The sequence below is a fragment of the Paenibacillus agricola genome, from assembly GCF_011440305.1.
In the GTDB taxonomy this organism is placed as follows: Bacteria; Bacillota; Bacilli; order Paenibacillales; family NBRC-103111; genus Paenibacillus_S; species Paenibacillus_S agricola.
In genome coordinates this window covers 1-25,234 of sequence record NZ_JAAOIW010000010.1, presented here as the reverse complement: position 1 = coordinate 25,234, position 25,234 = coordinate 1, and the positions used below count along the sequence as shown (strand labels likewise).

Annotated in this window: 25 protein-coding genes and 1 rRNA gene; 2 read left to right on the top strand and 24 right to left on the bottom strand. The window is 43.6% G+C overall.

The features are described 5' to 3' along the window. Positions 1–29: 29 nt before the first annotated feature. The 4 genes from G9U52_RS24075 to G9U52_RS24060 all read right to left on the bottom strand — a co-directional run bounded on the left by G9U52_RS24075 (position 30) and on the right by G9U52_RS24060 (position 3,669). The gene (locus G9U52_RS24075) at positions 30–1,088 is read right to left on the bottom strand and encodes an amidohydrolase family protein (protein ID WP_311764918.1); all 1,059 of its coding nucleotides are present in this window, start codon (positions 1,086–1,088) and stop codon (positions 30–32) included. A gap of 103 nt (positions 1,089–1,191) precedes the next feature. Then, on the bottom strand, positions 1,192–1,602 hold the full coding sequence (locus tag G9U52_RS24070) for a Rieske (2Fe-2S) protein (RefSeq protein WP_166153208.1): 411 nt from the start codon (positions 1,600–1,602) through the stop codon (positions 1,192–1,194). 52 nt (positions 1,603–1,654) lie between these two features. Further along, on the bottom strand, positions 1,655–2,773 hold the full coding sequence (locus G9U52_RS24065) for an amidohydrolase family protein (RefSeq protein WP_166153207.1): 1,119 nt from the start codon (positions 2,771–2,773) through the stop codon (positions 1,655–1,657). 59 nt (positions 2,774–2,832) lie between these two features. After that, positions 2,833–3,669 carry a phytanoyl-CoA dioxygenase family protein gene (locus G9U52_RS24060; RefSeq protein ID WP_166153206.1) on the bottom strand — a complete coding sequence of 279 codons (837 nt, stop codon included), beginning with the start codon at positions 3,667–3,669 and terminating at the stop codon, positions 2,833–2,835. On the opposite strand from G9U52_RS24060, the gene G9U52_RS39355 reads away from it, so the two are divergent. Next, positions 3,660–3,908 (top strand): hypothetical protein, encoded by a 249-nt coding sequence (locus G9U52_RS39355; RefSeq protein ID WP_207953175.1) that lies wholly within the window; start codon positions 3,660–3,662, stop codon positions 3,906–3,908. The genes G9U52_RS24060 and G9U52_RS39355 overlap by 10 nt on opposite strands. Here G9U52_RS39355 and G9U52_RS24055 read toward each other — a convergent pair. The 11 genes from G9U52_RS24055 to G9U52_RS24005 form a co-directional block, all read right to left on the bottom strand. Continuing rightward, positions 3,894–5,156 (bottom strand): beta/alpha barrel domain-containing protein, encoded by a 1,263-nt coding sequence (locus tag G9U52_RS24055; protein WP_166153205.1) that lies wholly within the window; start codon positions 5,154–5,156, stop codon positions 3,894–3,896. The two genes, G9U52_RS39355 and G9U52_RS24055, sit on opposite strands and share 15 nt — an antisense overlap. 39 nt (positions 5,157–5,195) lie before the next feature. Continuing rightward, positions 5,196–6,668 carry a response regulator transcription factor gene (locus G9U52_RS24050; protein WP_166153204.1) on the bottom strand — a complete coding sequence of 491 codons (1,473 nt, stop codon included), beginning with the start codon at positions 6,666–6,668 and terminating at the stop codon, positions 5,196–5,198. A 95-nt stretch (positions 6,669–6,763) separates the two neighbouring features. Beyond that, positions 6,764–8,053 carry a hypothetical protein gene (locus tag G9U52_RS24045; RefSeq protein ID WP_166153203.1) on the bottom strand — a complete coding sequence of 430 codons (1,290 nt, stop codon included), beginning with the start codon at positions 8,051–8,053 and terminating at the stop codon, positions 6,764–6,766. Between the two features lie 48 nt (positions 8,054–8,101). Beyond that, positions 8,102–9,649, bottom strand: coding sequence for a type 2 periplasmic-binding domain-containing protein (locus G9U52_RS24040; protein WP_166153202.1), 1,548 nt, complete (start codon positions 9,647–9,649; stop codon positions 8,102–8,104). 40 nt (positions 9,650–9,689) lie between these two features. Then, positions 9,690–10,559 carry a carbohydrate ABC transporter permease gene (locus G9U52_RS24035; RefSeq protein ID WP_166153201.1) on the bottom strand — a complete coding sequence of 290 codons (870 nt, stop codon included), beginning with the start codon at positions 10,557–10,559 and terminating at the stop codon, positions 9,690–9,692. 31 nt (positions 10,560–10,590) lie between these two features. Further along, positions 10,591–11,544: an ABC transporter permease gene (locus tag G9U52_RS24030; RefSeq protein WP_166153200.1), complete on the bottom strand. Its 954-nt coding sequence runs from the start codon at positions 11,542–11,544 to the stop codon at positions 10,591–10,593. A gap of 160 nt (positions 11,545–11,704) precedes the next feature. Beyond that, complete coding sequence (locus G9U52_RS24025; RefSeq protein WP_166153199.1) at positions 11,705–13,489, bottom strand: cache domain-containing sensor histidine kinase; 1,785 nt, start codon at positions 13,487–13,489, stop codon at positions 11,705–11,707. 150 nt (positions 13,490–13,639) lie between these two features. Continuing rightward, the gene (locus G9U52_RS24020) at positions 13,640–14,413 is read right to left on the bottom strand and encodes an AraC family transcriptional regulator (protein WP_166153198.1); all 774 of its coding nucleotides are present in this window, start codon (positions 14,411–14,413) and stop codon (positions 13,640–13,642) included. Positions 14,414–14,473: 60 nt separating this feature from the next. After that, positions 14,474–15,910 carry an extracellular solute-binding protein gene (locus tag G9U52_RS24015; RefSeq protein ID WP_207953174.1) on the bottom strand — a complete coding sequence of 479 codons (1,437 nt, stop codon included), beginning with the start codon at positions 15,908–15,910 and terminating at the stop codon, positions 14,474–14,476. A 154-nt stretch (positions 15,911–16,064) separates the two neighbouring features. Then, a complete protein-coding gene (locus G9U52_RS24010; protein WP_166153196.1) occupies positions 16,065–17,876 on the bottom strand; it encodes a sensor histidine kinase in 1,812 nt (603 codons plus the stop codon). Between the two features lie 81 nt (positions 17,877–17,957). Then, positions 17,958–18,746: a response regulator transcription factor gene (locus tag G9U52_RS24005; protein ID WP_166153195.1), complete on the bottom strand. Its 789-nt coding sequence runs from the start codon at positions 18,744–18,746 to the stop codon at positions 17,958–17,960. 265 nt (positions 18,747–19,011) lie between these two features. Between G9U52_RS24005 and G9U52_RS24000 the strand changes: the two genes are divergently transcribed. Then, on the top strand, positions 19,012–19,851 hold the full coding sequence (locus G9U52_RS24000; protein ID WP_166153194.1) for an SDR family NAD(P)-dependent oxidoreductase: 840 nt from the start codon (positions 19,012–19,014) through the stop codon (positions 19,849–19,851). Between the two features lie 94 nt (positions 19,852–19,945). Here G9U52_RS24000 and G9U52_RS23995 read toward each other — a convergent pair whose 3' ends face one another. The 9 genes from G9U52_RS23995 to rrf all read right to left on the bottom strand — a co-directional run bounded on the left by G9U52_RS23995 (position 19,946) and on the right by rrf (position 25,229). Next, a complete protein-coding gene (locus G9U52_RS23995; protein ID WP_166153193.1) occupies positions 19,946–20,095 on the bottom strand; it encodes a hypothetical protein in 150 nt (49 codons plus the stop codon). A gap of 475 nt (positions 20,096–20,570) precedes the next feature. Next, on the bottom strand, positions 20,571–20,732 hold the full coding sequence (locus G9U52_RS23990; RefSeq protein ID WP_166153192.1) for a hypothetical protein: 162 nt from the start codon (positions 20,730–20,732) through the stop codon (positions 20,571–20,573). A 525-nt stretch (positions 20,733–21,257) separates the two neighbouring features. After that, the gene (locus G9U52_RS23985) at positions 21,258–21,578 is read right to left on the bottom strand and encodes a hypothetical protein (protein WP_166153191.1); all 321 of its coding nucleotides are present in this window, start codon (positions 21,576–21,578) and stop codon (positions 21,258–21,260) included. A 299-nt stretch (positions 21,579–21,877) separates the two neighbouring features. Continuing rightward, the gene (locus G9U52_RS23980; RefSeq protein WP_166153190.1) at positions 21,878–22,600 is read right to left on the bottom strand and encodes a LytTR family transcriptional regulator DNA-binding domain-containing protein; all 723 of its coding nucleotides are present in this window, start codon (positions 22,598–22,600) and stop codon (positions 21,878–21,880) included. A gap of 130 nt (positions 22,601–22,730) precedes the next feature. Next, on the bottom strand, positions 22,731–23,063 hold the full coding sequence (locus tag G9U52_RS23975) for a LytTR family transcriptional regulator DNA-binding domain-containing protein (protein WP_166153189.1): 333 nt from the start codon (positions 23,061–23,063) through the stop codon (positions 22,731–22,733). A 7-nt stretch (positions 23,064–23,070) separates the two neighbouring features. Further along, the gene (locus G9U52_RS40995) at positions 23,071–23,205 is read right to left on the bottom strand and encodes a hypothetical protein (protein WP_279538727.1); all 135 of its coding nucleotides are present in this window, start codon (positions 23,203–23,205) and stop codon (positions 23,071–23,073) included. 5 nt (positions 23,206–23,210) lie between these two features. Continuing rightward, positions 23,211–23,702, bottom strand: a complete 492-nt coding sequence (locus G9U52_RS23970) for an accessory gene regulator B family protein (protein WP_166153188.1) — start codon at positions 23,700–23,702, stop codon at positions 23,211–23,213. Next, positions 23,699–24,364, bottom strand: a complete 666-nt coding sequence (locus G9U52_RS23965) for a hypothetical protein (RefSeq protein ID WP_166153187.1) — start codon at positions 24,362–24,364, stop codon at positions 23,699–23,701. Before G9U52_RS23965 ends, G9U52_RS23970 begins: the two co-directional genes overlap by 4 nt. Positions 24,365–25,112: 748 nt before the next feature. Next, positions 25,113–25,229 (bottom strand): 5S ribosomal RNA (rrf, locus tag G9U52_RS23960). Positions 25,230–25,234: the final 5 nt, after the last annotated feature.

Genomic DNA, 25,234 nt, shown 5'->3' with positions numbered 1-25,234 from the left:
TCATTTATAAAAATCTTTGAACAGCATCATCAAAGCTTATACAATTGCTTGGCATTTGTGTTAAAGATCCTCTGCCATAAAGGCTCTGGCAATTTAGGAAATGCCAGCTTCGGGGAATCGAAATCCCAATGCGGGTAATCGCTCGAAAACATCAGCAGATGCTCGGCATCCATCATATCTAGCGTATTCAGCAGATGGCTGTCGTTATCGGGCCGCTCTAAGGGCTGCGAGGTTATCCGAACATGCTCGCGCAGGTATTCGCTTGGGCGTTTCTTCACCCAAGGCACCTCATAGCGCAGCGCTTTATATTCGGCATCAAGCCTCCACATTAATGCGGGCAGCCAGGATACGCCGCCTTCAACCAGCACAATTTTAAAGCCAGGAAAGCGTTCAAAAACCCCTTCTGTAATGAAGCTGACCAGATGCGCCTGAAAACCGAGCGAAAGGCAGGTATGCCATTCGATATAATGGGTCGGGTAGCCAGGTGTAGGCTGGATATTAATGCCCATACCGTCCGTACCTGGATGAATAGCCAAGGGCAATCCCGCTTCCGCGCAGGCCTCATAAATCGGGTAATACTGCCGTTGCCCGAAAGGCGCCCTTGCCCCCGAATCGGTCATCACTTGTACAAAATGAGGATGGCCGGCCCATCTCCTGATCTCTGCTGCTGCCGCTATTGGATCTTGATGGGCAATCGTAATCGATCCCTTGAATACACCGTCGCTATTGTATTTATCGAGCCAGGTATCTGCTAACCAATCGTTAAAGGCAGCAGCTACAGCAGTTGCGAAATCCGGATCGGGAAGCAAATTACAGAAGGCGCGGGGCAGTAAAATACAATGGTCGATCCCATACTTCCGAACATGCTGCTCTCTCAGAAATTCAGGATCAGAGCCGCTCGGTCCCCCTCCAGGCGGCTTGGCATCCTGCCGATCCCCATGCACGGGGTTGCCATAATGCCCTCTTCCCCCACTATTAAATCGTTCCCTCCAAGGCTGCTTCATATAGGACTGAATTTCTTCCTTGTTTTTCGGGTACGGATGCACATCACAATCAATAATACCCGTCTTGATTTGGCGTTTCTCCACGATGATAGAGCCCTCCCTACGACTTAAGCTGCTTGATTATGCACGTGATGTACGATACTTATCGCTTCTGCACGCACCCTTCGCGCACCTTATCTTTGCACGCCTATCTTTGCACGGATACCATGACCCGCTCCTCTTCAACACTAACCGGAAACGTCTCCAGCTTCGGCTGCTCCTCTTCCGGGAGCTCCACCTCGACCTCATAGGTTTTCACCCAGCAACGATTGGGGTCGAACAAAGAGTGACCGTTCGTAAGATCAAATTCCCAGCCATGCCATGGGCAGCGGAGGATTTCTCCCTCACGGCCATATAGAAATTCTCCGGGCTGGGAGGGAAGCGTCGTTCCCGATACTTTGCCTACACATAATGGTGCTTGTTGGTGGGGGCAGCTATTTTTCACAGCGTAGTACGTCCCGTTGACATTAAACACACCCATCGTAATGCCCTCTACCGTAATGATTTTCCTTTGACCGGGTAAAATCTCACTTGTAGCGCCAACCAAATGCTTGCCCATCTGGTATATCTCCCCTCTGTCCTCTAATCATCATCTAAATCTCTAACCCAACTTACTTTAATCCGTAAAACTCTTCCGCATTTTCGAAAAAGATCCGGTTATACAGCTTTTCTGGAAGCTTGGGAAAAGCAGACTTCGGATTGTCAAAATCCCAATGTGGATAATCCGAGGAGAACATCAGCAGATGCTCGGCATCCATCATTCTCAGCATATCCATAAAATCCTCATCGTTGCTGGGCCGCTCCAACGGCTGAGAAGTAATCCGCACATGGTCACGCAAATATTCGCTTGGCATTTTTTTGACCCATGGGATTTCGTGGCGCAACGCTTTATATTCCATATCTAGCCGCCACATCAGCGGTACAAGCCATGTCGAGCTACCCTCGACCAGCACGATCCGTAAATCCGGGAACCGCTCAAACGTTCCTTCTGTCAAGAGGCTGACCAAATGTGCCTGAAAGCTGAGCGACATACAGGTATGCCATTCGATATAATGGCTCGGGTTACCCGGCGACGGCAGGATGTTGATGCCAATCCCGTCTAAACCCGGGTGGAGCGCCAGCGGCAAATTGTGCCGGCAGCAAGCTTCGAATATGGGATGAAAATTCCGGTGTCCCATTAGAAATCTCGCCCCAGAGTCGGTAGTCACCTGGATAAAATGTTTGTGGCCTGCCCAACGGTCTATCTCCTGGGCGGCCGATATCGGATCGCTGTGGTTGATGACAATCGACGACTTGAACACACCGTCATGATTATCGCCAGGGCCGATCCATGTATCCGCGATCCACTCGTTATAGGCGGAAGCAATCGCATTGCCGTAATCCAGATCTGGAAATTGGCAGCTGTTCTCGCGCGGAATCAGGATCGCTGTTTTAATATGGTTGGGCTCAATCAGCTGCTTGCGCATAAAGCTTGGATCAGACCCGGCCGGTCCTCCGTCGGGAGGATGCGAATCCAGACGCATCCCATGTGAGGGATTACCGTAAAACAGCCCCCTTCCTCCCCCACGAAACCTCCCTTTCCAAAATTGGGGTAAGTACTCTCTAATTTGATCCATACTTTTGGGAATCGGATGAACGTCACAATCGATAATTCCGTGCTTCACTTTGTTCCGTTTCGTTCCGGCAATCTCTGAAGGTACAACCACTGTTGAATGCTCATTTGCTGGCATCTTATATCCTCCCTAGCTAAAAATGACTGCGATTGATATCCGCTTAAATGGCTAGCTGCTTACCGTGTCACTTGCTCGGGAGCGTTCTCTTTCAGCCAAACCTTCAGCGGCACTTCTTCATCCGTTGGGGTGTAGTACCCATTGCAATTAATTCCGTCACCTAGCAGCTGCCTCTGAATCGGATCACACTTCGGATACAATTCCTGAACCGTCATATCATCCTTCGTCCTTATCCAGCGGTAGCCGTAACCGTAGAAGAGCACCTTGCGCGTAATGTCCGACCAGTTGGGACTTGCCGCATGCCATAGCCGCCGATCGAAAAACACGGCCGTCCCCGGTTTCACACAAACAGGGATTGCTCCTTCAAGCTGGCCGTTCCCGTCCTCGGGCCTTACCATCGTATTCTTCAGGTGGCTGTTTGGCACGATCCAGAAATTGCCTCTTCCCGGTTCGGAAATATCGGATAAAAAATAGGCTACCTTCAACGACATACGAGGGCGCGGTTCGGATTCCATTTCAATATTCATGCGGCCGCTATCCTGGTGCCAGCCGAACGTTTTATCATTTTGCTGCGCCCCGCTTGGAGGGGTAACAATCATATGCGCATGATACAAATATATATTCCAGCCCATAATTCCCCAGACTTTAGGCAATACCTTCTCATAATCCAATAGGTCCAAGAAAAGCTTGTGGTCTGGAATAAAGTTAGGATGAAACAAAGCTTTAGTGGTATCATGACCAGCCTTTACCTTCGTATCAAATATATGGTCAACCTCTTTAGTAAGCGCTGCCACTTGCTCGGGGGATAGGACATTCTCCAGTATCAAGTACCCCGTCTCATTAAAGGCTTTACGCTCTTCTTCCGTTAACGCATACTGCAAACTCGATGGCTCCATTGATCATTTCCTCCATTCAAATTATCGTTGCCGCTTCGGCTGTTGCCGGCGTGGAAGCTTTCTACTCCCTAATCCAGCATATTCCCTTTCTTCCTTTGGCACCATTAACAATACCCGCCTCTTTGTACGATCTTACGATTGTGGCAAACTTTATTTTAAAAAAGGAAAAAGACACCTGCCGCATTTCTGTGCAGATGCCTTTGGTCGAAGGTCGAATCCTTCACCTATATATTTCTTAATTGGATCTCGCAGTCTTCCATGCCTTCCCTAATTGCTTTCAATCTTTCAATAGTGGCACCATCATAGAACCCATATGCCAGACCGTCAGCCCCACCCAAAGCAACGGTACGGATACCTTTTTTAATCAAATCAGGTGTGGCCTTGGCGCGGGGGGCAATGCTGTCAATAATAATTTTCTCTTCCCCAACCTGACGACGTACATTGGAGAGCCATCTGCCTTTATTGAGCACCCGTTCTTCGTCGCCTGACTGTTCGGCATAATCCATGATTCGGATCGAGTCCACGTATTTCCCAATTTGCGTTAGATCCTGGCCAATAAATTCAGCCTCCGGCCAGCAGGTATTGAAACGGAAGTCCACCTTGGAATTTGCCGCATGAATGGCCTCGGATAATTCCTTAAAGTACCTTGTAATCGATTCACTGCGGAATTTAAGCCAATGGTACAGCTCGGGATGCTCAATAAGGAACATCACTGCTGATGAATTGCCCCTTTGGAGCAAAAGCCAGTCTTCATTGGACTCAAGCGTCGCTCTTTTCATAATATCGGCATAATGCCTGACCGTTTTGCGGACCAGATCCCAATCCATACCTGCCTTGCGGGCTTCCTTTTCGCAGCTTGCACAAAAGCAGCCGCCAAGAGCAACACCGAGGAAGGGATGCAGGTTCAGCTGTCCCTGATTGAGTAGGAACGAGCAGGTTTGGATCATATCGATATCATAATGAGTCACAAGATCGGTAGCAATAGCGCACATATAAGCTCTCGCGTCAGGGCTATTCCAGCAAAGCTGCTGATTGGAAAAATAGCCATGCGCAGGCGGATTTCCATAAATATCACGCTGGATGCAGTCGGCGAATTCGCCTGCACCCCTCACGGAATCAAGCGGCGTGTGGGAGATCTCAGCCCCCGGGCTCATTCCCCGTTTGCGAAGGGCCTGCGTGAATATTTCCAGCCAATCCACGCCTTTAAGAAATTCACGATCGCTTGGCTGCGGCTTGATTCTTGAATTTGTGTACGATTCCGGGTGAATCGTGAAATAGCTTCTGCTATCTTCAGCAAGATACCGCTTGCGCACTGGGTTGTGGTGGTAGTAGTTATCATGGAGCGGTCGTTTTTCGTGATGCATGATTGCCAGCATATAAGCCGCATTATTGCCAGCATACTGCTGCAGATTATCCAAAATTGTTTCAATGCCTTCATCATGCATATCCCAAGGATAAATACCGGTAGTTAGCTCTTTCCAATACATAGTCGGCTTACCTCCAATTATGATATGTTATTACTCCATTTAATGGCTGCCTGTTAACAGCGCCTGCCCCATTCGTTCCGTGAATTGGATCGGTGTAACGCCGTGAAACTTTTTAAAAATTTTACTGAAGTAGTAATAATCATTGTATCCGGTCATATGGCTAACCCTGTCTGCCGTATACTTCCCTGATTCGATAAGCTCTGCGGCGGCCTCCATACGAAGCTTCGTTACATAGTCGCTGAACGTGTAGCCAGCAACCTTCTTGAACAGCTCGCTGCAATAGCTCATATTTAGAAAAAATCGCTCGGCAAGCTCACTCAAGGAAAGCTCACCGGTGTAATTGTTGTTAACATACTCTAGCAAGGCAATAAAATTACCGTTGTAGCTAGGCTGCTTAACCGCTTTGCCGCCCACGGGAGCGCATACCTCCTGTAAAAGCTGCTTGATATATGCACATAATGCAGAGAGGCTTTGGAAGCGACACACGATCTCTTCATAATCAAGAAAATCAATCGTTGTTACCAGAGCGTCAACTTCGATACGTTTTCTGATGACAACCGCAAGCTGGTTCCACAAGCAGGTCACTTGATAGATACCCAGATTGTTCGTTTTAAAAAACTCGGGAATATCATCTATTACTGTGCAGATTTCCGTATAGTTTTGTAGCATGACCAGTTTTTCCAGCTTCCTTGTAATGCTCTCCATTCTGAGGTTGCCGATGGCTGTAAATTGGACAATGGCTGGCTGCTCATCTATAAATGGATGGGCAGCTGCCATATCGGCTTCCTTGACCAACCTGCCAAGATGGCTTAGGTCATGCGAAACGCTGCTGAGCCCGATGCTTCGCTCCTCATGCCCGTCCCAGCCAGCCATCACTGCCATAACATCCTTTTCAAGCGTTGTCGCGCCGTTGACCAGTATCAACCATTTTTCTTCATCAACCTGGAGATGAAAATGGTTGATAGGGGCAAGCAGGGGCAATAGCTCTCGGCTGCCCTTCCCATATTCCCCGTTTACAGCAACAACCTGCCAATACTTGCCCTGAGGGATAAAGCCTCTTGCAAGGAGCGTTTCCAATGGGTTAGGCAAACCGGAAACTAATTCATTCAAGACATTCCTGTTGACTGGAATCGATTTCTTGTCCAAGCAAAGCTTCAGCTTCTTAAGCAGGAGCCCGGCATCGCTGCGGTCAATAGGCTTAAGCTGGTAGTCGAAAGCACCGTACCGCAAAGCCTCCTGGGCATATTCGAATTCGGCAAAACCACTGATGATCACAAATTCGCTTTGCACGCCTTTTTCTCTCGCCATCTGCAGCAATTCAAGGCCTGATATCTCCGGCATTCTAATATCCGTAATTACCACATCGGGTTTGGCGCTGCATATCAGTTCGAAGGCAATGGACGCGTCAGTGGTCTGTGCGATTACGTTAAAGCCATGCTTCTCCCATTCAAATAGCTTTCTGATTCCTTCTAGGGACCAAATCTCGTCGTCTACCAATAATACCCTGTACATTGGATAGGTCTCCCCTCCATACCTGAAACAATCCGCTCCATCTGAATGGTCTAGATTTTCCGTGCAGTGTGGACGAGCGGCAGACCAGGCTATTGTTATTTTCTAATTTCGATTCCGGCTTCGTACATACCCTGTTTAACCGCATCCAGCAGCTCGAAGGTCGCCCCATCATAATGCCCTAACGATAAGCCATCGACACCAAGTGTGCTTAATACTTTGATGCTTTCCCGTATAATTTCCGGCGTTGCGTTGGGCCTCGGCGCGAAGGCTGCGATCAGATCCTTGTCGTAACCGATACCGCGCCTGATCTTAAGCAGCGTATTCCGTTTTCGCTTGAATTTGTCGGGATTGCCGAGCTGTTCCGTATAATCCGAATCTCTGACCGAATCCAGATGATCCTTTACAGCAGCGAAATCCAATCCCGCAAGCTCAGGGTATCTCAGATAGTTGTTGTAGCGGAAATCGATGTTCGGATTCGCTGTCTTGATATAAGCATTAATTTCCTTGAACAGCCTTGAAATTGACTTCATTCGGAAATCCAGGAATTGATATAGAGATGGATATTCCAGCAGCAGCCCCGTTTCCAATAAATCGCTGCCCATCAGCACATGGTTATCCATTACGGAATCTAGGTTATTGTAAGCAGTAGCATGAACGAGCCGCTCCAATCCCTTCAAGTCATCAACAATTTGATCCCAGTCATAGCCTTGATCAATCGCTTTAGTCCGGCAATGGTCGCAGAAGCATCCGCCCTTAAGTGTGCCCAGCAGCGCACCAACCTTGTTCTCGGGGTCATTGTCCATAAACCATGGCGCTTTGACAGGCTCGCCGATTGCGAACAGCATCATGCAGGTTTGGATAAAATCAATATCATGGTTTTTAACGGTATCGTAGAAGATCGCTTTCATATACTCTTTTACATCGTCATTATTGCAGCAATAATGGCGGTCAATGATCCCGCCATGTATATTTTTTTGCAGCACGTCCGGGAATTCTTTTTTGGCGACCTCGCAGTCAAAGAAGGTATGCGATATTTCCGCGCCCGTTTTTAGCCCTCTTTTTCTTCCGTACGTAGTCAGCTCATCCAACCAATCCTTACCCTGTAAAAATTCCCGCTCTGAATATAAAGGCTTAAGCGGTGTATTTTTGAAATTAGCTTCATCCATCCGGTAGTAGATACGGCTGTCCTCGGGCAAATAAAATTTACGTTTGGGGTTGTGGGTGAAAAATAAGTTGGTCAACGGCCTTTTTTCCTTATGCATGATGCCTACCAAATACACACTGTTTACAAGACTGTGCTCAACTACATTATCTACGCAGGTTTCGACGCCCTCATCAGCTAAATCCCATGGGTATAAGCTTGACGCTACTTCTTTAATGTACATGATCCATTTCGCTCCTATCGATTCATATGGTTTTTGCAGTTAGCCGTATTACTTTTTACCGAAAAATTCCTCATAGCTTTTAGTGAATTCCGGCCAAGCCTTCATGAAGTCGGGATTGTCGGCCAGTTTCTTCTGGTATGCCTTGAATTCATCCATCGATATAGCACCGGAGATCGCCTTCGCCTCCATCGAAACAAATTCGTCCTTCACCTTGGACCAGGCAGTGCTCCACGCATCGGACTGAATCACATTGAACAACTCAATTTTGGCATCAATCTTATAGAGCGCTTTCATTTCTTCTCTAACCTTGAGATTATAATCCATTGGTGCCAGAGGGCTGTCAACCTTGGCAAATTCGGCGGTAGAGAAAATAAAGGGTGCATTAAAGGAAGCGTTGACTTCTTTCTTGCCTTGATCCGTCAAGGAAGGGAAGCCATCCTTCAGGGTGTAGTGAACGCCTTCCATACCGAAGTTTACGAAGTTGTAATACTTTTCATCCACTGTGGCATTCAAGAAGTCCAGAATCCGCAGCATCTTCTTCTCATCGACCTTTTTGGAAATCGCCATACCGCCGAAATAACCCAAATCATAAATATGAGCGTAGCCCTTAGGGCCCTTCAGGTAAGGAATGATCGTTACCTTAGCATCCGGCTGCGTTTTCCGATTTTCCTGCTCCATCCGGAATTTATGCCACGCGTTCTTGACGAATGTAGCGGAACGGCCTGTCATGAACATTTCTTCCTGCTGCGTGCCATTGATCAATGCAAATTCTTTCGGGATGGCGCCAGCCTGGTAAAGCTCCCTCATGTAACTGACATAGTCCGCATAATTGGAAGTAAGATTCGCATGAATAATGCCGCCGTTGCTGTCGCGAACAGGCTCTCTTGTGCCAAATGCAGCAGCAAAATATCCGGGCGTAGTTAAAGTTCCGATCGTATCGTTCTTACCATTGCCGTCCGGATCACTTTTGGCGATCACTTTCATCACATTGGCAAATTCCTCTGTGGTCGTCGGCAATTTAAGATTCAGCTTATCGAGCCAATCCTGCCTGATAAACACGGCAGAGTCGAGATTACCGCGAGTCCGGGGCACAAAATAATTTTTCCCGTTGATCTTGCTGAGCACCCATGCATTCTGGTTCGTATATTTCTTAAAGTTCGGATATTTGCTGAAATCGCCGAGATAAGGCGTTAAGTCCCAGAAGGCTCCTGCCTTCGCTGCTTTCAGAACACTAGGTGCAGTCGTATTCGTAATCTGCATAAGCTCCGGTATATCACCTGACGCCAGCACAAGATCCAGCTTCTGCTGATAATTATCAGCGGGCACCCAATCGACGGAGTAGCTAACATTAAATTCGCTCTCCATCTTTTTCCAGAATTCACTATCCTTCGCAGGCGCCTGGCTGTATAGATTAGCTAAGCCTTTAATCGTTAACGGTTCCAATGGCTTGGTGCTTGCCGCAGGCGCAGGTGTCCCCGGCGTACTTGGAGTGCTCGTGCTCGCAGCTGGACTGGCTGAACTACAAGCTGACAAAAGTATAGATCCAATGGTGAGCAGGCTTAAACCGTTGAACAGCATTTTTCTTTGTGTTTGCATGTTGAATCGTACCTCCCTCTAACATTTATTTATGTCAGGCTCAGCCCTTGATCGAACCAAGCATAGCACCTTTGATAAAGTATCTTTGTACGAAAGGGTATACGGCCATAATAGGCAGCATAGCCAGAATGACCGTAGCCATGCGTACGGTCTCCGACGGCAAATTGAGCAAATCCACAGAGCCTGTGCTTCCCGCTCCACTCGTGGAGGCATCTACCAGTAACGATTTCACATAGACCTGAAGTGTCCTTTTATCCGAATCCGTCAGGTAGATAAGCGCGGTAAAATAAGTATTCCAATGGCCAACCGCGAAGAAAAGAGTCAGCGTGGCAATAGACGCTTTGGAAAGCGGGATGATAATTCTAAAGAAAATCCCGAGGTCGGTGCATCCATCGATCTTGGCGGATTCCTCAAGCTCCTCAGGCAATGCATCGATGAAGCTCTTGGCAACGATCAAGCTCCAAGAGTTGGTTAGCACCGGGAGAATCAGCGCCCAGAGGCTGTTCATCAAGCCAAGATTTTTAACCAACAAGTAATTGGGAACAATACCCGCATTGAACAGCAAGGCAAAGATAACAACTCCCAGAAATAAGTTTCTATGTGGCATCTGCTTTTTGGTCAATGCGTACGCCATCGTGTAAGTAAAGGCGATATTAAGAGCGGTTCCCACTATCGTTACAAACAAGGTGTTTTTGATCGCGCTAATAAAACTCGGTGTGGAGAGAATGTACGCATAGGAGGCGAATGATATTTTATCGGGTATGAGGTACAGCTTGAAAGGGACATAGACCGATGGATCGGTCAGTGAAACGCTTACGATATAAATGAAAGGAGCAATGCAAATCAATGAAATCAGAGCTGTAACTATATAAATCATAATATCCGCGAATGAATGTCCCTTTGTATACATATCGTTAACTCCTTTTCACTCACAATGAGATTCAGTAGATGCCGCTATGTCCCATCCTCTTAACGATACGGTCTGAAATCACTACCATAAATAGACCAACAATGCTCTTGAAAATGCCAACCGTGATAGCAATACTGAAGTTGCCTTGATTGATACCTTGATTGTACGAATAGGTGTCAAACACCTCCGCGACATCTCTTACAAACGGATTGGCCATCAGCAGCACTTGCTCGAAGCCTACATCCATGATGTGGCCCAGCCTTAGAATAAACAGGACGATAATCGTGGGCAGTATCGAAGGTATCGTAATGTTCATAATCTTCTGCATGCGGGAGGCGCCATCCATGGTCGCCGCTTCATACTGGGAGGGGTCCACCTGGGACATCGCAGCCAGGAAAAGTATCGTTCCCCAGCCAATTTCCTTCCACGTATTTTGCAGCAGCAGCACCCACCAAAATAACTTCGGATTGGAAAGAAATGCTATAGGCTCCCCCCCTGTGTTAACAATGATCTTGTTAACAAGTCCTACATCCGAGGAAAGCATAAAAAACGTGACTCCCGCTATGACGACCCAAGAAAGAAAGTGGGGCATATAAATGATCGACTGATTTAAGCGTTTAAACTTTTCAATCCGGATTTCATTAAGGAGCAATGCAAGGATGATCGGCGCTGGAAAAAAGAAGATGAGGTTCATCATGCTGATCACGATTGTATTGCGAAACATTAAATAAAAATAAGGGTTGGAGAAAAATTCAGCGAAATACTTGAAGCCCACCCATTCACTGGCCCAGAAGCCTGCAAACGGACTGAATTCCTTAAAGGCAATCAGTAACCCCCACATCGGAGCCAGCTTGAAAATAAGGAAATAAATAAAGCCCGGAATCGCCAGCAAATAGGCATAGCGATAATTGACATACAATTTTTTGCGTCTTTGCCATTTATGCAGCAAGGTCGACTTTCCGACGACTAAAGTGGTCTGGTCCATTTAGGTTCTACCTCCTAAAAGTTTTCGTAGAAAAACGTACTTCGTAAGCATTCGCTGAGTTTTCGTAGAAAACTTACTTCGTAAGCGCTCTCAATCTCTTTGTTCTATTTTACTTGAGTATGCCGAACCTTTAGAATGGACTGTTTTCGGAATATTTAGACTATTTTCGGTTCCTGTGCTCCATTGGCAATGTGATGACTACATTCGTGCCCTCCTGCTTGCTGCTATTGATGGAAAGTCCATAATGAATGCCATACAATAATTTAATACGCCTGTCGATGTTAATGATTCCTATGCTTTTCTTTTCCAAGACCATAGGTGTATCCTCCAACATATCCCATGCCGTAATATTATCCTTCAGTAGCTGGACGACCTCCGTCGACATGCCTTTGCCATCATCTTTAATTTCGAACAGGATTGTACGGTTGTCGACCGCATATCCGCTTATGCTAATGGTACCTGGCCCTTTTTTCTGTTCAAGTCCATGGAATACGGCATTTTCTACAATGGGCTGCAGGATCATCTTGGGGATGATACAATTCAGGATGGTTTCCTCTATCTCGCATACCATAGTAAATCGGTTGCTCTGCCTAATTTGGATGATTTTAAAGTAATCTTGAATACAGCCGATTTCATCACCCACCCCTACATAATTGTTTTCCTTGATACTGTACCTGAATATCTTCGCCATTGCGGTTGTAATCTCGAAAATTTCCGGCACCTCTCGGGCTAGAGCAATACTTCTAATGCAATCCAATGTATTATATAGAAAATGCGGGTTGACCTGGCTCTGAAAAGCGGAAAACTGTGCATGCTTTTTGGCAAGCTCTGCCTTATGGAGCTTCTCCTGGGAGGCCACCGCCTCGGTGGTCATCTGGTCAATATTGTCCAGCATCTTATTCATAACTCTGGCCAATAAGCTGATCTCATTGGCATTATGTATAACCAGCCTACGGGTACTATAGTTCGGCCCAAGCGAATTCATAAAGTGTGCCATCTTCGTAATAGGTGCCGTAATGCTCTTGTTTATGATGAGCCCGAACCCTAACAGCAATACGATCACGATCACCCCCATCAGGATACCGAACTGCTTTAATGCAGATAAGTCCTTGGCAATCTCCACATCAGGCGTGATCCCTATGACCCTCCAGTTCAGGTTGTCCACAAAGCTCTGGTGTACCAGTGATGTCCCATCACCTTTCCACTCTTCCATCAAGCTTGTTTCCCTCGCTTTAACCAATGCTGTATTTATCCATCCTACATCGATACCCATCTGGTTGGCCGCCACAATATGGTTTTTGGCATCCATAATAAGGAACAATGAATTATCATTTGGCTTTATACTTGAAACGATATTCACAAAATCGTCCGCATTATAAATGATTATCGTAATAAAATCACTATTCGTTTCTTGTGAGCGGAACGACTTCGTTATACATACATAAAAAGGCCTGCCGCTCTCATGGCCATCCAATAAATAATGGGTAGGTCCATCAATTTGAATCGCACCATTTTTATACAATCTATTTATTTCATTCAAAGCCCAAAAGCTCTCTCTTCTATAAACTCCGATATTAATCATGCCAAGATCTGTGATAATAATGTCATTGATGCTTTTATTAGACAGCATGATCGATTCTATCATGACCTGCATATTATTCCTGAGCTTGAGCCTATCCTCAATGTTCTGTGTGTTTACGAATTGGTACGTAATGTCATTGAACGATATGATATTGGCTATATTCTTAATGTCTGTAGAAAAAGTTACAGCTTTTATTTCTAGCTGCTTAGAGGTATCTTTCAAAAACTGCGAATAGTTTTTGGTGTTAATGGATGCAAACCAGCTTAAAAAGATAACCTGGAGTAAGACGACAATGCCGATGGAAATGCATATGAGGATGAGTAGCTGGGACTTGAGCTTGATTTGTTCTATTCTTTTCAACACAATTTGCCTCACCTCCAGGAGCGGCGCGAGTTTATAAGATACAAAAAAGAAGAACCTCCCCAAATCTTAAGTGTGTAGTACCTCTACCAGACACTGAAAAAGGATGTTCTCCTGATCTATACATAACCAAGTATTGGGATGGCAGACCTTCTATCCGTATTTTTCATTCAAAAAATCGGTCGGCGAATAGCCGGTTACCTTTTTAAAAACACGATGAAAATAAGCCTGGTCACAAAATCCGGTCTGCTCGGCAATTTCACGGACCGTTATTGATTTACTGAGCATCATATCCTTGGCAATCGAGATCCGCACATCATGCAAATATTCGATAGGCGTGAAGCCGGTCACTTGTTTAAACAGACAGGAGATATAATTGGGGGTTTTGCCACTATAATCGGACAAATCCTGCAGCTTGATGGATTCCTGGTGATGCTTGAGGATGTAAGCTTGAATATCGGTAACGAGCTTCAATTTCCGAGTGCCAAGCTCCCTATGGTCCAGGTCGCTGTTAATCATACTCAGCATCTCCAATAAAATCGCGTAACAGGTCGTATCGAGATAAGGTCCCTTCATCTGCCAATGATGCGTTAATTGGGAGAATCTCAGCTTAAAGTAGGCGGAGTTTTGAATTTTCATCTTGAAGGTCTTTTTCTTGTCCAGAATCGGAAGTAGCCCTTGATCAGCCCCTGTCGAGCTAAACACCGTTGCATACCTTTGATGGTATTCAAGAGCTGCACCGCTACGCAACGAACCCTCTGGAATATACAAAATATCGCCTTGCTGCAGCGGAATTTTCTCATTATCGACCCAATAAATCAATTTACCGCTTGTAATAAAAATAAGCAAATCATTGGTGGTTATCGTGCGATCCATCCTCCAGCTGCTATCAAGCTCTTTCACATAACATGAGTGCAGGTTAAACATCCGTATCCGGCCTCCTCTTATTATCAATGGTATAGAGCTATAGAGTTGGGCATTGGTGACTTAAAACATAAGCCTATAGCTTTCCGCAAATTCCTGGAACGCTTGCTTGTATACGGGCTGCTCTCTTAGCCTTTGCACATAGCTCTCATAATCGTTCATCGAAATGATACCCATAATGGCCTGTGTTCTTATCGAAATATAATCATCCTGTGCTTTAGGCCACTCCCTTAGCCACGTTTCCGAACGAATAACACGGAAAGGATCAATAGCGTAATGGGCATCATACAACGTTTCCGCGTTTTTTTTCATTTGCTCGTTCCATTCCTGGGGTGCCGCATTGTTTATGACCTTTTGCCATTCGTCCTCGGAGTTAGGGAAAATTTGCATAACGGCATTGCTCATTTCCTTTTTCGCAAGCTCCAAGGGTATACGTTCCCCATTTACGATCTGGTAATGAAGTCCCTCGAAGCCTCTTAACAACAATTGAGTGACCTCGGGTGCCATCGCTTGGTCATACATTTGGAGAATCCTTGTAGCTTTCTCCTTGGGTACTTTCTTTGAAATAACAAACCCGCCTGTAAAGCCAGTTCCGTATTCTCCGGTATGCCCCAGCGGTCCATTCAAATAAGTAATCACACCTGTTTTATAGCTTGTGTCTACCCGCTTCAAGTCTTGTTCATAGGTATAGCTGTGATACATATTGCGTATATAAGTTAATGATTTGTCGGAACGAAACATATTTTCTTTATCACTCCCTTTCAGTACGGCAAACTCTTTAGACATGAGGCCCAAGCTGTAAACGTGTCGGTACCACCGGATAAATTCCGTGTAGTTATCGGTCAAATATTTATGGACCAGCCCCCCTTCATTGTTATAGCTCGCCTCAAATCCACCAAAAGCATTAAAAAAGCTTTCCTCAAAATGCAAACCGATATATCCCTTGAGCGGATTGGCGTCGACCACTTGCTTCAAACCCGATATATATGCATCCAGCGTCTTGGGCTGGGGCAATTCCAGCTTTCCGAAAATATCCGGGCGCCAATGTATACCAGCATCAAGTATAGGGCGAATCCGCGGAATGATATAGCTTTTCCCCTCAATCCTTGTATATTTCCACACAGCGTCTGGAATAGAACGTTGTAAATTGGGGAAATCGGTGAAGTCGCCGGCCAGCTCTTCCAGATCCCAGAAGAGACCTTGTTTGACCGCTTTATTGAACACACTGTCATCCAGTGTATTAATGACCATCGCTTCCGGCAAATCCCCTGAGGCGAGCACCAATCGCACTTTAGTATCATATCCATCCAGTGGAACAAACTCTGCATTCAGTTGCACTTTAAATAGATCCTTTATTTTAGTCCAAAAATGATTATTAAGATCGGGTGCTTCCCGGGGGGTATTCGAAAGTGCATGCAAGGTGAAAAATTCCGAAGGAAGCTCCTCATTTTCTAGTTGGTCTGAATTTGGCATATTTTTAATACCGACTGTCTCTTGCATGGCAGGGTTCCATATTTCGCTACATCCAGATATCCCGAAGTGCACTACAGCTACTACGAGCCCAGATAGGAGCCTTCTTTTAGAGCTTGCCAAGTTCATTCATATTCGCCTCTCCATCTGCTTAGTTTAATTGTAACCGCTTTCTTAAATAATTCTAGGGGTTCGTTTCGGATGATAAGGTAATAAATTCGGAACTTGGAATTTGCAGGCTTACTTGAGTTCCTTCATTCTCGCTGCTGTTGATTTCGATGCCGTACTGCTCGCCGAAAGCCAGCTTGATTCTGCGATGAATATTAAACAAGCCCAGCCCTTTCTCCGAGGAAAAGCTCTGGTTCATATCTGTTACTTTCAAGCGATGCTGGAGCTTGTAAAGCTCCTCGGCATGAATCCCCTTGCCATTGTCGGAAATTTCAAAGCGAACGATCTGCTCATCCGTTACCCAGCCCTTAATGGTCAGGATTCCTTTGCCGCTTTTACGTTCTAGTCCGTGATAGATCGCATTTTCAACAATCGGCTGCAGGATCATCCGGGGAATTTTCATCGCCATAACACGCTCATCAATGCTTATTCGCTCACTAAACTTATCCATAAATCGGATCGACATGATACGCAAATAATCCTGAATGCAATCCACCTCATTTTTGATTTGGACAAAATGGTCCTCTTTAATGCTGTACCTGAATATTTGGGCCATCGATGTAGCGATCTCCACAATTTCCATCACTCGGTTCGCAAGCCCGATACTCCGTACGCATTCCAATGTATTGTACAGAAAATGAGGGTTGATCTGGCTTTGCAAGGAGGCTAGCTCGGCCTGTTTCTTGGCTAGTTCCATCTGGTACAATGAAGTGCTGGCATCGAGCAATTGTTCGTTCGCTTCGTCAATCCTGTCCAGCATCCTATTGATTTCGACGGCTAAAAACCCCATTTCATTGCCAACCGACATTTTCAATCTTTGCTTCCCGCCATTATTCCCGATAAAATTAACAAAACGGACGATCCTTCCAAAGGGGAGTGTCACGCTTCGGATAAACAATAAACCCATAATCAAAATCAGCAGCGTCATCGCCGTGCCGATCATAAAACCACTATTGCGGATGGCCCGCAGTTCATCGGTCATTTCGTTGATGGGAACCAAGCTCACTATTCTCCAATCCAAAAGGCTAACCTCGTTGATTTGAACGTGGTTTAGCTTTTCGTTGTACTCTACCTGTTGCCCACTACTGTTGTTGTCCCCTCCTTTGAAAATCGATTGGTCAAAAAGGGTTCCATTCAGCGCGCTTTCATCCGCCGTGACAATATAGGATTCATGATCGAGAATCATCAGCAAAGAATTCGGCGTTGTCTTACTATTCATGATATGCTGGTCCAAAACATCCGTTTTGTAAATGACAATACATTTCCCCAAATCGGAAGCTTCACTTTCGCTGTTAAGCGTGGAGGAAATCGAATGAAAAAAGAAGTAGGCTGGCCGCTCCATTTTTTCACTATTGAATACCTTTCCAAAAAACTTCGTTTGCTCATGATACTCAGGCGACTTGTACCTTTTCTCGAACTCCTCAAGGACTACATAATCCTCGGGATTTAAGGCCCCAATAATATTGTTATTTTTATCGACGATCATAATCGATTGAATATTTTTATTGGAAGCTTTAATCCCGGACATAATTTCGACAACAATCTTATTTAAGCGAAGCCTGTAAATCGGATCATCCGAGCTTAAATAGTCATGGGTCATCGTATTGTAGGATGAGGCCAAGGCAGCATCCTTGATATCCTGCGCGAAGGAAGCTACCTTCTCCTCCACCTGCTTCATCATTTTGGAGGTGTGTACACTTTCTTTGTCTTCCGTTAGCCCATAAAATTTCGAATAGTAAAATATTTGCAGAGAAAATATCATCAAGGTTGAAATGCCAACGATCAGCAGCAGCTTATGCCTTAAAGTCATTTTCGATAACAAGCCCATATCTTATCCCCCTGTTCGCCAAAATTCGCAAAGCAAGCTACATGTATACCAAGTTTGGTTTTTCCTCGAAGAGGCTTCGATTTATTTGTTCTTGTTCCATGGTGCCGCTTGGTTTTTACGATAGCTCGTCGATGTAAGCCCAAACCATTTTTTAAATACTTTATTAAAGTAGTTACAGTCTTTATAGCCTACAATCCGTGATACCTCGTCAATGGATAGCTGGCTTTCCTTGAGCATCTGTTCGGCTTTATTCATGCGCAGACGAGTTACATAATCGGTAAAGGTTGATTTCGTAACCTTTTGAAATAAATCACAGCAATAGGTATAGTTAATAAAAAATTTATTGGACAGCTCCCTTAAATACAACTCATCCTCATAATGTTGATTGACATAGTCCAACAGCTCCTTGAAGTTCTCATTAATGGACGGGCTGAGTATGGAGCTTCCAGCTTGCAGCTCGCTTTCTTCTGCCGTCTCATTTATAGACAGTACGGTAGCGTCCAGATGAAGGCTTAACCTTTCCAGCAGGGCATCCGCTTCTGCGAATTGAAGCGGTTTCAACATATAATCAAAGCAGCCCAAACGAATCGATTCCTGGGCATAATGAAAATCCGCGGCGCCGCTAATAATAACGAACTCTGCTTTGACCCCCTGCTCGCGGCTTAGCTTCATCAAGTCTATTCCCGTTAGCTCAGGCATCCTTATATCCGTCATGACCACCTCAGGCTGCTGTTTAAGAATCATTTCATAAGCAAGCACAGGATCCGTTGTATCCGCTATAACTTGAAAACCAAAATCATCCCATTTGAACGTGTTGAGAATACCCTTAAGCACCCAAGGCTCATCATCGACAATTAAAACGCGATACATAGCTTTCTCCTTTCGTATACAAGAGGTACACAATCAAGTGGCATTTTTTAACAAGCTTAGGCTAATTCTACTTGAAAAATCGCAAAAACGTAAAGGACCTTATCAGACTTTAATTATTATTACAGCTTAAGGGCATGTTTAGGTTTGGGTTACATAAAGGTAAGTAATTGTATAATAAGTCAGTTCTTAAAAAATACCGTATAATCTTGTATGATTGAGGTCAGGAACAAGCTTTATAAATTTGTCCTTCAAGGAGGAATTACCAATGGAAGCTATAGCCAAGGTGGTCGTCATCACGGGAGCAACGAGAGGCATCGGGAAGAACATGGCGCTGCATTTTGCGAAGCATGGCTATACGGTTATTGGAACGGGCAGAGATGAACAGCTTCTGAATGAGCTTGAGCCGCAGCTCCGGCAATTCTCGCCGCGGAGCCACTGTCTGCACCTGGATGTACAAAAGCACGATTCCGTGCAAAAGGCGGCTGGCCAGATGCGCGATATTGTCGGCAGCGTCGATGTGTGGATCAACAATGCGGGTGCGTTTGCCGCCATCGGCCCCACATGGGAGGTCGATCCGCAGGTATGGCTCAACGACGTGAGTACCAACCTATTCGGGGTGTTCCACTGCGTGCAGGCGGCTGTTCCCCTGATGCTGGAGCAAGGCTCGGGAAGGATTATTAATGTCGTGGGCGGCGGGACGATCGGGGAGTTCAAATACGGTAACGGCTACGGCACTTCGAAAACGGCGATCGCCCGTTTTACCGAAAACTTGAATGCGGAGCTGCAGGACACCGGCTTGATGGCCTTTGCCTTGGATCCCGGTCTCAACGACACCGATATGACCAAGTACCAGCGGGAAACCGAAGCTGGGCAAAAATATTTCCCGCGCATTTCCCAAGCCTTTGCGGAGCATAGGGACGCTCCGGCCCATCTGGCCCCGACGCTGGCTTATCTGCTGGCCGAAGGCAAGCTGGACGCTTACAACGGTCGCATTGTTTCCATCCACGAGGATGCAGACAAGCTGCAGGAGAAGGCTGCGGAGCTGCAAGTCGCCGACTATTTCAAGCTGCGGATGAAAAAGCTGGAGGATTTGGGGCGGAGCTGATTGGGCGATAGCTTAATCTGGCTGGCATAGTGCGCAATAAGAAAACCCTTACGTTGGTAAGGGTTTTTTGTCTTTGTAATCGGTAGGTGATGGGCTATTCGCGGTACTGGATCATAAAATAATCCGTATAGCCTTCTTCACTTTCAATGACTTTCCATTCAATTTTAATAATTACATCTTCCGAAAGCTCTGCAAGAAATTCATTAAATTCATCCACATCAGCAAACGTGTTTACCTGAATCATTGTTCTCAAGCTCCTCTTACAATTAGTTTGGTAAGTCCCTAATCTACTTGAATGTACATTCTACTAATTCGCGGAGATTAGACCTATTATATCTCACTCTCCATTGCCAATCAAACCTTTTCGCAGCAATAGTTCCTCATCATTCGTCGGGAGGTTTGGTACATTTCATAATCCTTGTAGCGGGAAGAAAAGCTGTTCTCCAACTGCTGGTTCTAATATTATGAAATATTAGTATGATCAAGGGTCTACTAGTTTAGTTCCAGTTTTTCAACAACAAGTAGTTTCAGATTTACCAATAATAATTTAGCTAATTAATCAAATGTGGTAACAGAAATTGATGCTCAATGTCCTGCCTTACAAAGTTTTTGGACAATATTATTTTGGAAATACTATATTAACTCTTGCTGGATATAAACATATGTAAACCATATTTTCTACAGAAGGAGCCTATAATTGGCTTATTTTTTTGAATGAATCAAGCAATGTTTTGAGCAAGGTTATCGTATTGCTCCATCGAAATTTCTTTCATACATACCTTCCGAATTAATTCCTTTTCTTGCGGACTAAATACTACGTCATCTAATTCCCACGATGATAATATCTCATCAAAATTTTGCTCAAATTCTTCTCTTGTCATATTCCGCCCCTCCTCTGTTATTTTCTTGGATTTAGCTGAAATGGGTCTTGTGGACTTAATTGTTGTTTTTGAAGGTGTTTCAATGCATACGTAATATAATATTTCGAAATGAAAACAAATTATCTGTGGGTATATGTACACAAAATGCAGGAAAAACCATAATAGCACCGGTGAGCGTAAGGTTTCCAAACCTTTGGAGCCGAATAGGTTATAGACACGTTCAGCGGGTGCATGCCAAAAATTCCGAGTCCCAGTCCGAGTCCTTTCATATGTCTTCCGAAGCACTTGCAATATCAAGAAAGGACATGCTAATGTGCTTATAATACAAGAGGGTGGCTCTCGCCATTAAGATCGTGGCTCTTTGACATTAAAATATCCAAAATTTCCACTAACTCCTAGTTGGTTAATAACTGAACTCAAAATAACCTCAGGATTAAGTTCAATCGATTATAAATTTGTATTATAAGGAGTAAGGCTCCAAATTCTTTTACAAAGCAGGTTGATGATATTAAAATCGATAGATCCCTAATTGTATTTTTCAATAGCTTTATTCATTGTTATCCAATGACTGCACAGTCTTTTTGCTCGTTCAAATGTAGTTACTTCTTGTGATTGCATAAAAACATTCGTTCCCCAGCTAAAATGGACGGCTTTGTTGTAACTGCTGATAAATCCATGTGTAGAAATTCGTATTGTGCTTTGAAATAAGGATTCAGAACAGAATCTTACTTTGCTTGAAATATACACGGCACAAAGAATATTAATATCAAAAAATTCTTCATTTAGTTGTATCCAGATTCGCTCATTATCCTTTGCAAATTTGATTAAATTAGTTACTTTATTCAAAATTTGTTCCCTCATGAAATCCTTTTCCTTTCTATATAAATGAAGCTTAAAAGTGTATCTGGCGTTTTTGGAAACACTATCAGATACGCTAGTTACTAAAATAGAGGGCGTAAGGGATGTGATGTGTATTCTCAAATGATCGATCAAACAAAATAAGCCATCCCTGATGGAATGGCCACATCAAATATTACCCACAATATTGCAATAACGATGTAGAAGGGCTAAATTAGGCCAATGTTTCCCTAGCTAAAAGCTGTTGTTGCATTGCTTATCTTCAATTCTTCAAAGGTACCATAGTTTCAATTAATTACTTGGTTAATTGTTTTGTTTTCTAGAATATCCCGCAATATGTGCTGGACTCGTGCTATAGATGCCCGTTTGCTTTTCGGAGAAACCTGCTGGTCAAAGTAAAGGTACCCACACTTCCTATCCATAAGTGTTACTTTTTTCAATTGAACATAATTGATGGAATCTGTGTATTCAAACCCTAGATTGGATAGCATTTTGCTGTCTTCTAAATCCACCAATTGAGTGATCTGTTTGTATTGTTTCTCCCCAATGTTATATACAGGGACTTTTCCATGAAGGTGAATGAAATCCACTTCGTTGAGTTCAATACTACAGATCTCACGGCAATCATCAAGGACAGTCACTTTCCCACGAATCGGTAAATACGTATGATTGTTCAGAAGTATTTCAAAGCTTGTTGTATCTCGATATGATATCGGAAACTGAGATCCACTATTAAAAAGGATAATGTTCTTTTTCGAATCAAAGCTTTTCATTTGTGCCAGATTAATTAAAATTTTTGATGAATATGATTGGAATCCTAGTTTTTGAATGTCTTTTAAATTAACCAAAGAATAAAGAACCTCTTGTCCTAAATGCCAAATAATCCTATTTTTTTTAAAGCTAATAAAATCTATATCTGTAACATTCACAGAGACTATATCCTCTAAGTTTTCTTTAAAAAGTATTTGTTCATACACCATTATTTCACCAACTTCTTTATTGATGATCAATTTAACATTCTCTTCTATTAAATGATATACCATTTTATACCAATATGTAACGACGGATATTAGTACTAAAATCGGTTATTTACATTATTAGTAAATATGATATAATGATTTTTCTCAATAAAAATACCCCTCAAGAGAGGGGCAACATAGATTTTACTTTAGCATACCCAGAACGAGAACAACTTGCTGTTTTGCTGCTCCCATGAAAAAAAACTTGGATGGAATACGCTGTCTTTTCTATATAATTTATTTTGTTTAAATTCACCAAATTACAACTGTCCGATTTTACAAATCCAAATGATGAGAACAGAATTTCAATGGCATCTAATGAAGCGGAAATCTTACAAAAATGCTTGTCATGTATGGTATGGACAACAATTTTGGTATTTCCTTTAACGTATACTAGTTCTATGTAGATAATATCTTCCACATCAACAACGATATCTTGACACGGTACTTTCATGAATAACCTACTTCATAGCTTTTAATTCGCTAGGTGCTTCTTTATCTCCGATAGGGAATTTATTTGTAGAAAAAAGTATAAGTGCCGCGATACCAAGCAAATTTGAAGCATGCTTCGCAGTGAATTTGGCTATTCTTTTCATTTGTCTCACCTCCTCCAGTTAATTAATGTTAACGCTTGCCCAAAACAACCCATAATCAATGCATGATCTTGAAACACTAAAAAAAGAAGAATGATGCCGGAACATAATATCTTTGATTTAAGCTCGGCTGGCGACTTCAGGAAAATTAACAGGATACAAATAAAAGAGATGAAGAACATACCATAGGATGAAATTTGTACATGAGAGAGGATCGTGATGAGGGAGGTTGTAACAACTACACAAAGAGTTAGAGACTTAAGATGAATGCCCTTAGCAATCACTCTAAGGATGGCGAAAGCCATTAAGACCTTCGCTGTTTCTTGCATCATATCAGTAAAGTAGCCAATTAACAAAATTAGTAATGTCGTAAGCATCATGTTAATGATTAGACTCAATGCGTAGGACATAACAGCCACACTAGTTAAGGCTTCGCTGGGATTTGTGTTTTTGATAGAGAGGGAAAGTCGGTCTGCTACAACATCAATAGGATCTCTCAAAAGCTATAATCCTCCTTCTGTGCGAGGTACAAAAGAACAAGAAGTGCAAGAAAGTCCCCAATCATAAGGATGTTTACGCCTACCATTCCATAGTTCATTAACCAAAACATCGCAGTAGATACGATCAAGACACATCCGAAATTAATTATCAACTTTGACTGTTCATAGTTGCTTAAAGTCCTTTTAGGGTCATGTGGTGGGACAGCTACGAAAGAGAAGCCTAAATTAAATTTATAGAGAATCCAACTAACAGCTATACCCATACATTCTGATAAAATTTGTGTAGCAAATACACCAAAACCAATTGATTCTGAAGCTTCATTATTAGTTGTGATGCCGATGTAATTAAGAATGTTGAAGACTGTATATGCAATCTCTGAATAGGCCAATGTTCCAATAACGGTAAGCGTTAATGCATGATAGTAGTTTACTCTTAATAGGTATCGCAACGAAAAAATAAGGATAATTACTTGTAGTATTAGATCCCATTGAGGAATATTCATTACCATTCTGGCTATGTATGACTCAATAGAACATATAAACGCAATAAAAAATAACTCTTTAATATATGTCAGAAAGGGCCATCGAAAGATTTTAAATATAAGGAGTAATATAACCAAAATATCTGTTGTTCCAAGCAAAATATATATAATAGATTGCATAGACAACACTCCATTCTCGTTAATATAATATTAACTAAAGATGTAGAAAAATGCTATATTTTTCTAATTTAAATTGAAGATAATAAAGAAATCTTTAACATTTACTTGCGATACCACGAAATTGTTAAATCGGATAAAAAAATAACTGCATCATCAGCGTGTTTGATTAGGCTGGACGATTTATCTACTCCGTTCAAAAGCAATAATTTAATGGAGAGCTAACGCTGAATAAACTATATACCGATCACTAGAGGCCCCAAATAACTATATAAATTCCTACTCTCATGGGATAACTCCTAGTTGACTTCGTCTTTGCTCAGGATCGATTGAAGAATGAACGGGATCTTTGTAGAATTTTTCATGGAGTCGCCACCTTTAGGGAGTTTGTAGGGGTACAAACATTTTAACGATTTGGCGACTCTTTTTCTACCATATAGTGGTTATTCAACAGGCGTGCTGCCAAAAGCTAGTATAGACGAACTAGCAGAGGACGGAAGTTTCGATCCTAACAGCAGACAGACACATCTATAGTTACTGTGGCTAAAGCGTATCTGGAAAATAATAATCGCCAGTGGAGTCGTCTTCCAAGAATACGCAGTGTCAGTTTTGGTCTGCACGATTTATGACTTGAATTGGACGGCGCAAAAAAATGAGTATTCATTTAATATAGTTTTGGATGAAACCATGAGTGCCAGTAAATAGATAGAAAAAAATCCTTAAGACATGTAGTCTTAAGGATTTTTAAATTGCTTGGCAACGTCCTACTCTCCCAGAACCCTGCGGTTCAAGTACCATTGGCGCTGGAGGGCTTAACGGCCGTGTTCGAGATGGGAACGCGTGGTTCCCCTCCGCCATCATCACCAAACATCA

What these genes read in the sequence shown, in the direction of transcription:
- G9U52_RS24070 (WP_166153208.1), bottom strand. Translation starts at nt 1,602, where the DNA reads ATGGGCAAGCATTTGGTTGGCGCTACAAGTGAGATTTTACCCGGTCAA.
- G9U52_RS24065 (WP_166153207.1), bottom strand. Translation starts at nt 2,773, where the DNA reads ATGCCAGCAAATGAGCATTCAACAGTGGTTGTACCTTCAGAGATTGCC.
- G9U52_RS39355 (WP_207953175.1), top strand. Translation starts at nt 3,660, where the DNA reads ATGGCTCCATTGATCATTTCCTCCATTCAAATTATCGTTGCCGCTTCG.
- G9U52_RS24060 (WP_166153206.1), bottom strand. Translation starts at nt 3,669, where the DNA reads ATGGAGCCATCGAGTTTGCAGTATGCGTTAACGGAAGAAGAGCGTAAA.
- G9U52_RS24055 (WP_166153205.1), bottom strand. Translation starts at nt 5,156, where the DNA reads ATGTATTGGAAAGAGCTAACTACCGGTATTTATCCTTGGGATATGCAT.
- G9U52_RS24050 (WP_166153204.1), bottom strand. Translation starts at nt 6,668, where the DNA reads ATGTACAGGGTATTATTGGTAGACGACGAGATTTGGTCCCTAGAAGGA.
- G9U52_RS24045 (WP_166153203.1), bottom strand. Translation starts at nt 8,053, where the DNA reads ATGTACATTAAAGAAGTAGCGTCAAGCTTATACCCATGGGATTTAGCT.
- G9U52_RS24040 (WP_166153202.1), bottom strand. Translation starts at nt 9,649, where the DNA reads ATGCAAACACAAAGAAAAATGCTGTTCAACGGTTTAAGCCTGCTCACC.
- G9U52_RS24035 (WP_166153201.1), bottom strand. Translation starts at nt 10,559, where the DNA reads ATGTATACAAAGGGACATTCATTCGCGGATATTATGATTTATATAGTT.
- G9U52_RS24030 (WP_166153200.1), bottom strand. Translation starts at nt 11,544, where the DNA reads ATGGACCAGACCACTTTAGTCGTCGGAAAGTCGACCTTGCTGCATAAA.
- G9U52_RS24020 (WP_166153198.1), bottom strand. Translation starts at nt 14,413, where the DNA reads ATGTTTAACCTGCACTCATGTTATGTGAAAGAGCTTGATAGCAGCTGG.
- G9U52_RS24015 (WP_207953174.1), bottom strand. Translation starts at nt 15,910, where the DNA reads ATGCAAGAGACAGTCGGTATTAAAAATATGCCAAATTCAGACCAACTA.
- G9U52_RS24010 (WP_166153196.1), bottom strand. Translation starts at nt 17,876, where the DNA reads ATGGGCTTGTTATCGAAAATGACTTTAAGGCATAAGCTGCTGCTGATC.
- G9U52_RS24005 (WP_166153195.1), bottom strand. Translation starts at nt 18,746, where the DNA reads ATGTATCGCGTTTTAATTGTCGATGATGAGCCTTGGGTGCTTAAGGGT.
- G9U52_RS24000 (WP_166153194.1), top strand. Translation starts at nt 19,012, where the DNA reads ATGGAAGCTATAGCCAAGGTGGTCGTCATCACGGGAGCAACGAGAGGC.
- G9U52_RS23995 (WP_166153193.1), bottom strand. Translation starts at nt 20,095, where the DNA reads ATGATTCAGGTAAACACGTTTGCTGATGTGGATGAATTTAATGAATTT.
- G9U52_RS23990 (WP_166153192.1), bottom strand. Translation starts at nt 20,732, where the DNA reads ATGACAAGAGAAGAATTTGAGCAAAATTTTGATGAGATATTATCATCG.
- G9U52_RS23975 (WP_166153189.1), bottom strand. Translation starts at nt 23,063, where the DNA reads ATGAAAGTACCGTGTCAAGATATCGTTGTTGATGTGGAAGATATTATC.
- G9U52_RS40995 (WP_279538727.1), bottom strand. Translation starts at nt 23,205, where the DNA reads ATGAAAAGAATAGCCAAATTCACTGCGAAGCATGCTTCAAATTTGCTT.
- G9U52_RS23965 (WP_166153187.1), bottom strand. Translation starts at nt 24,364, where the DNA reads ATGCAATCTATTATATATATTTTGCTTGGAACAACAGATATTTTGGTT.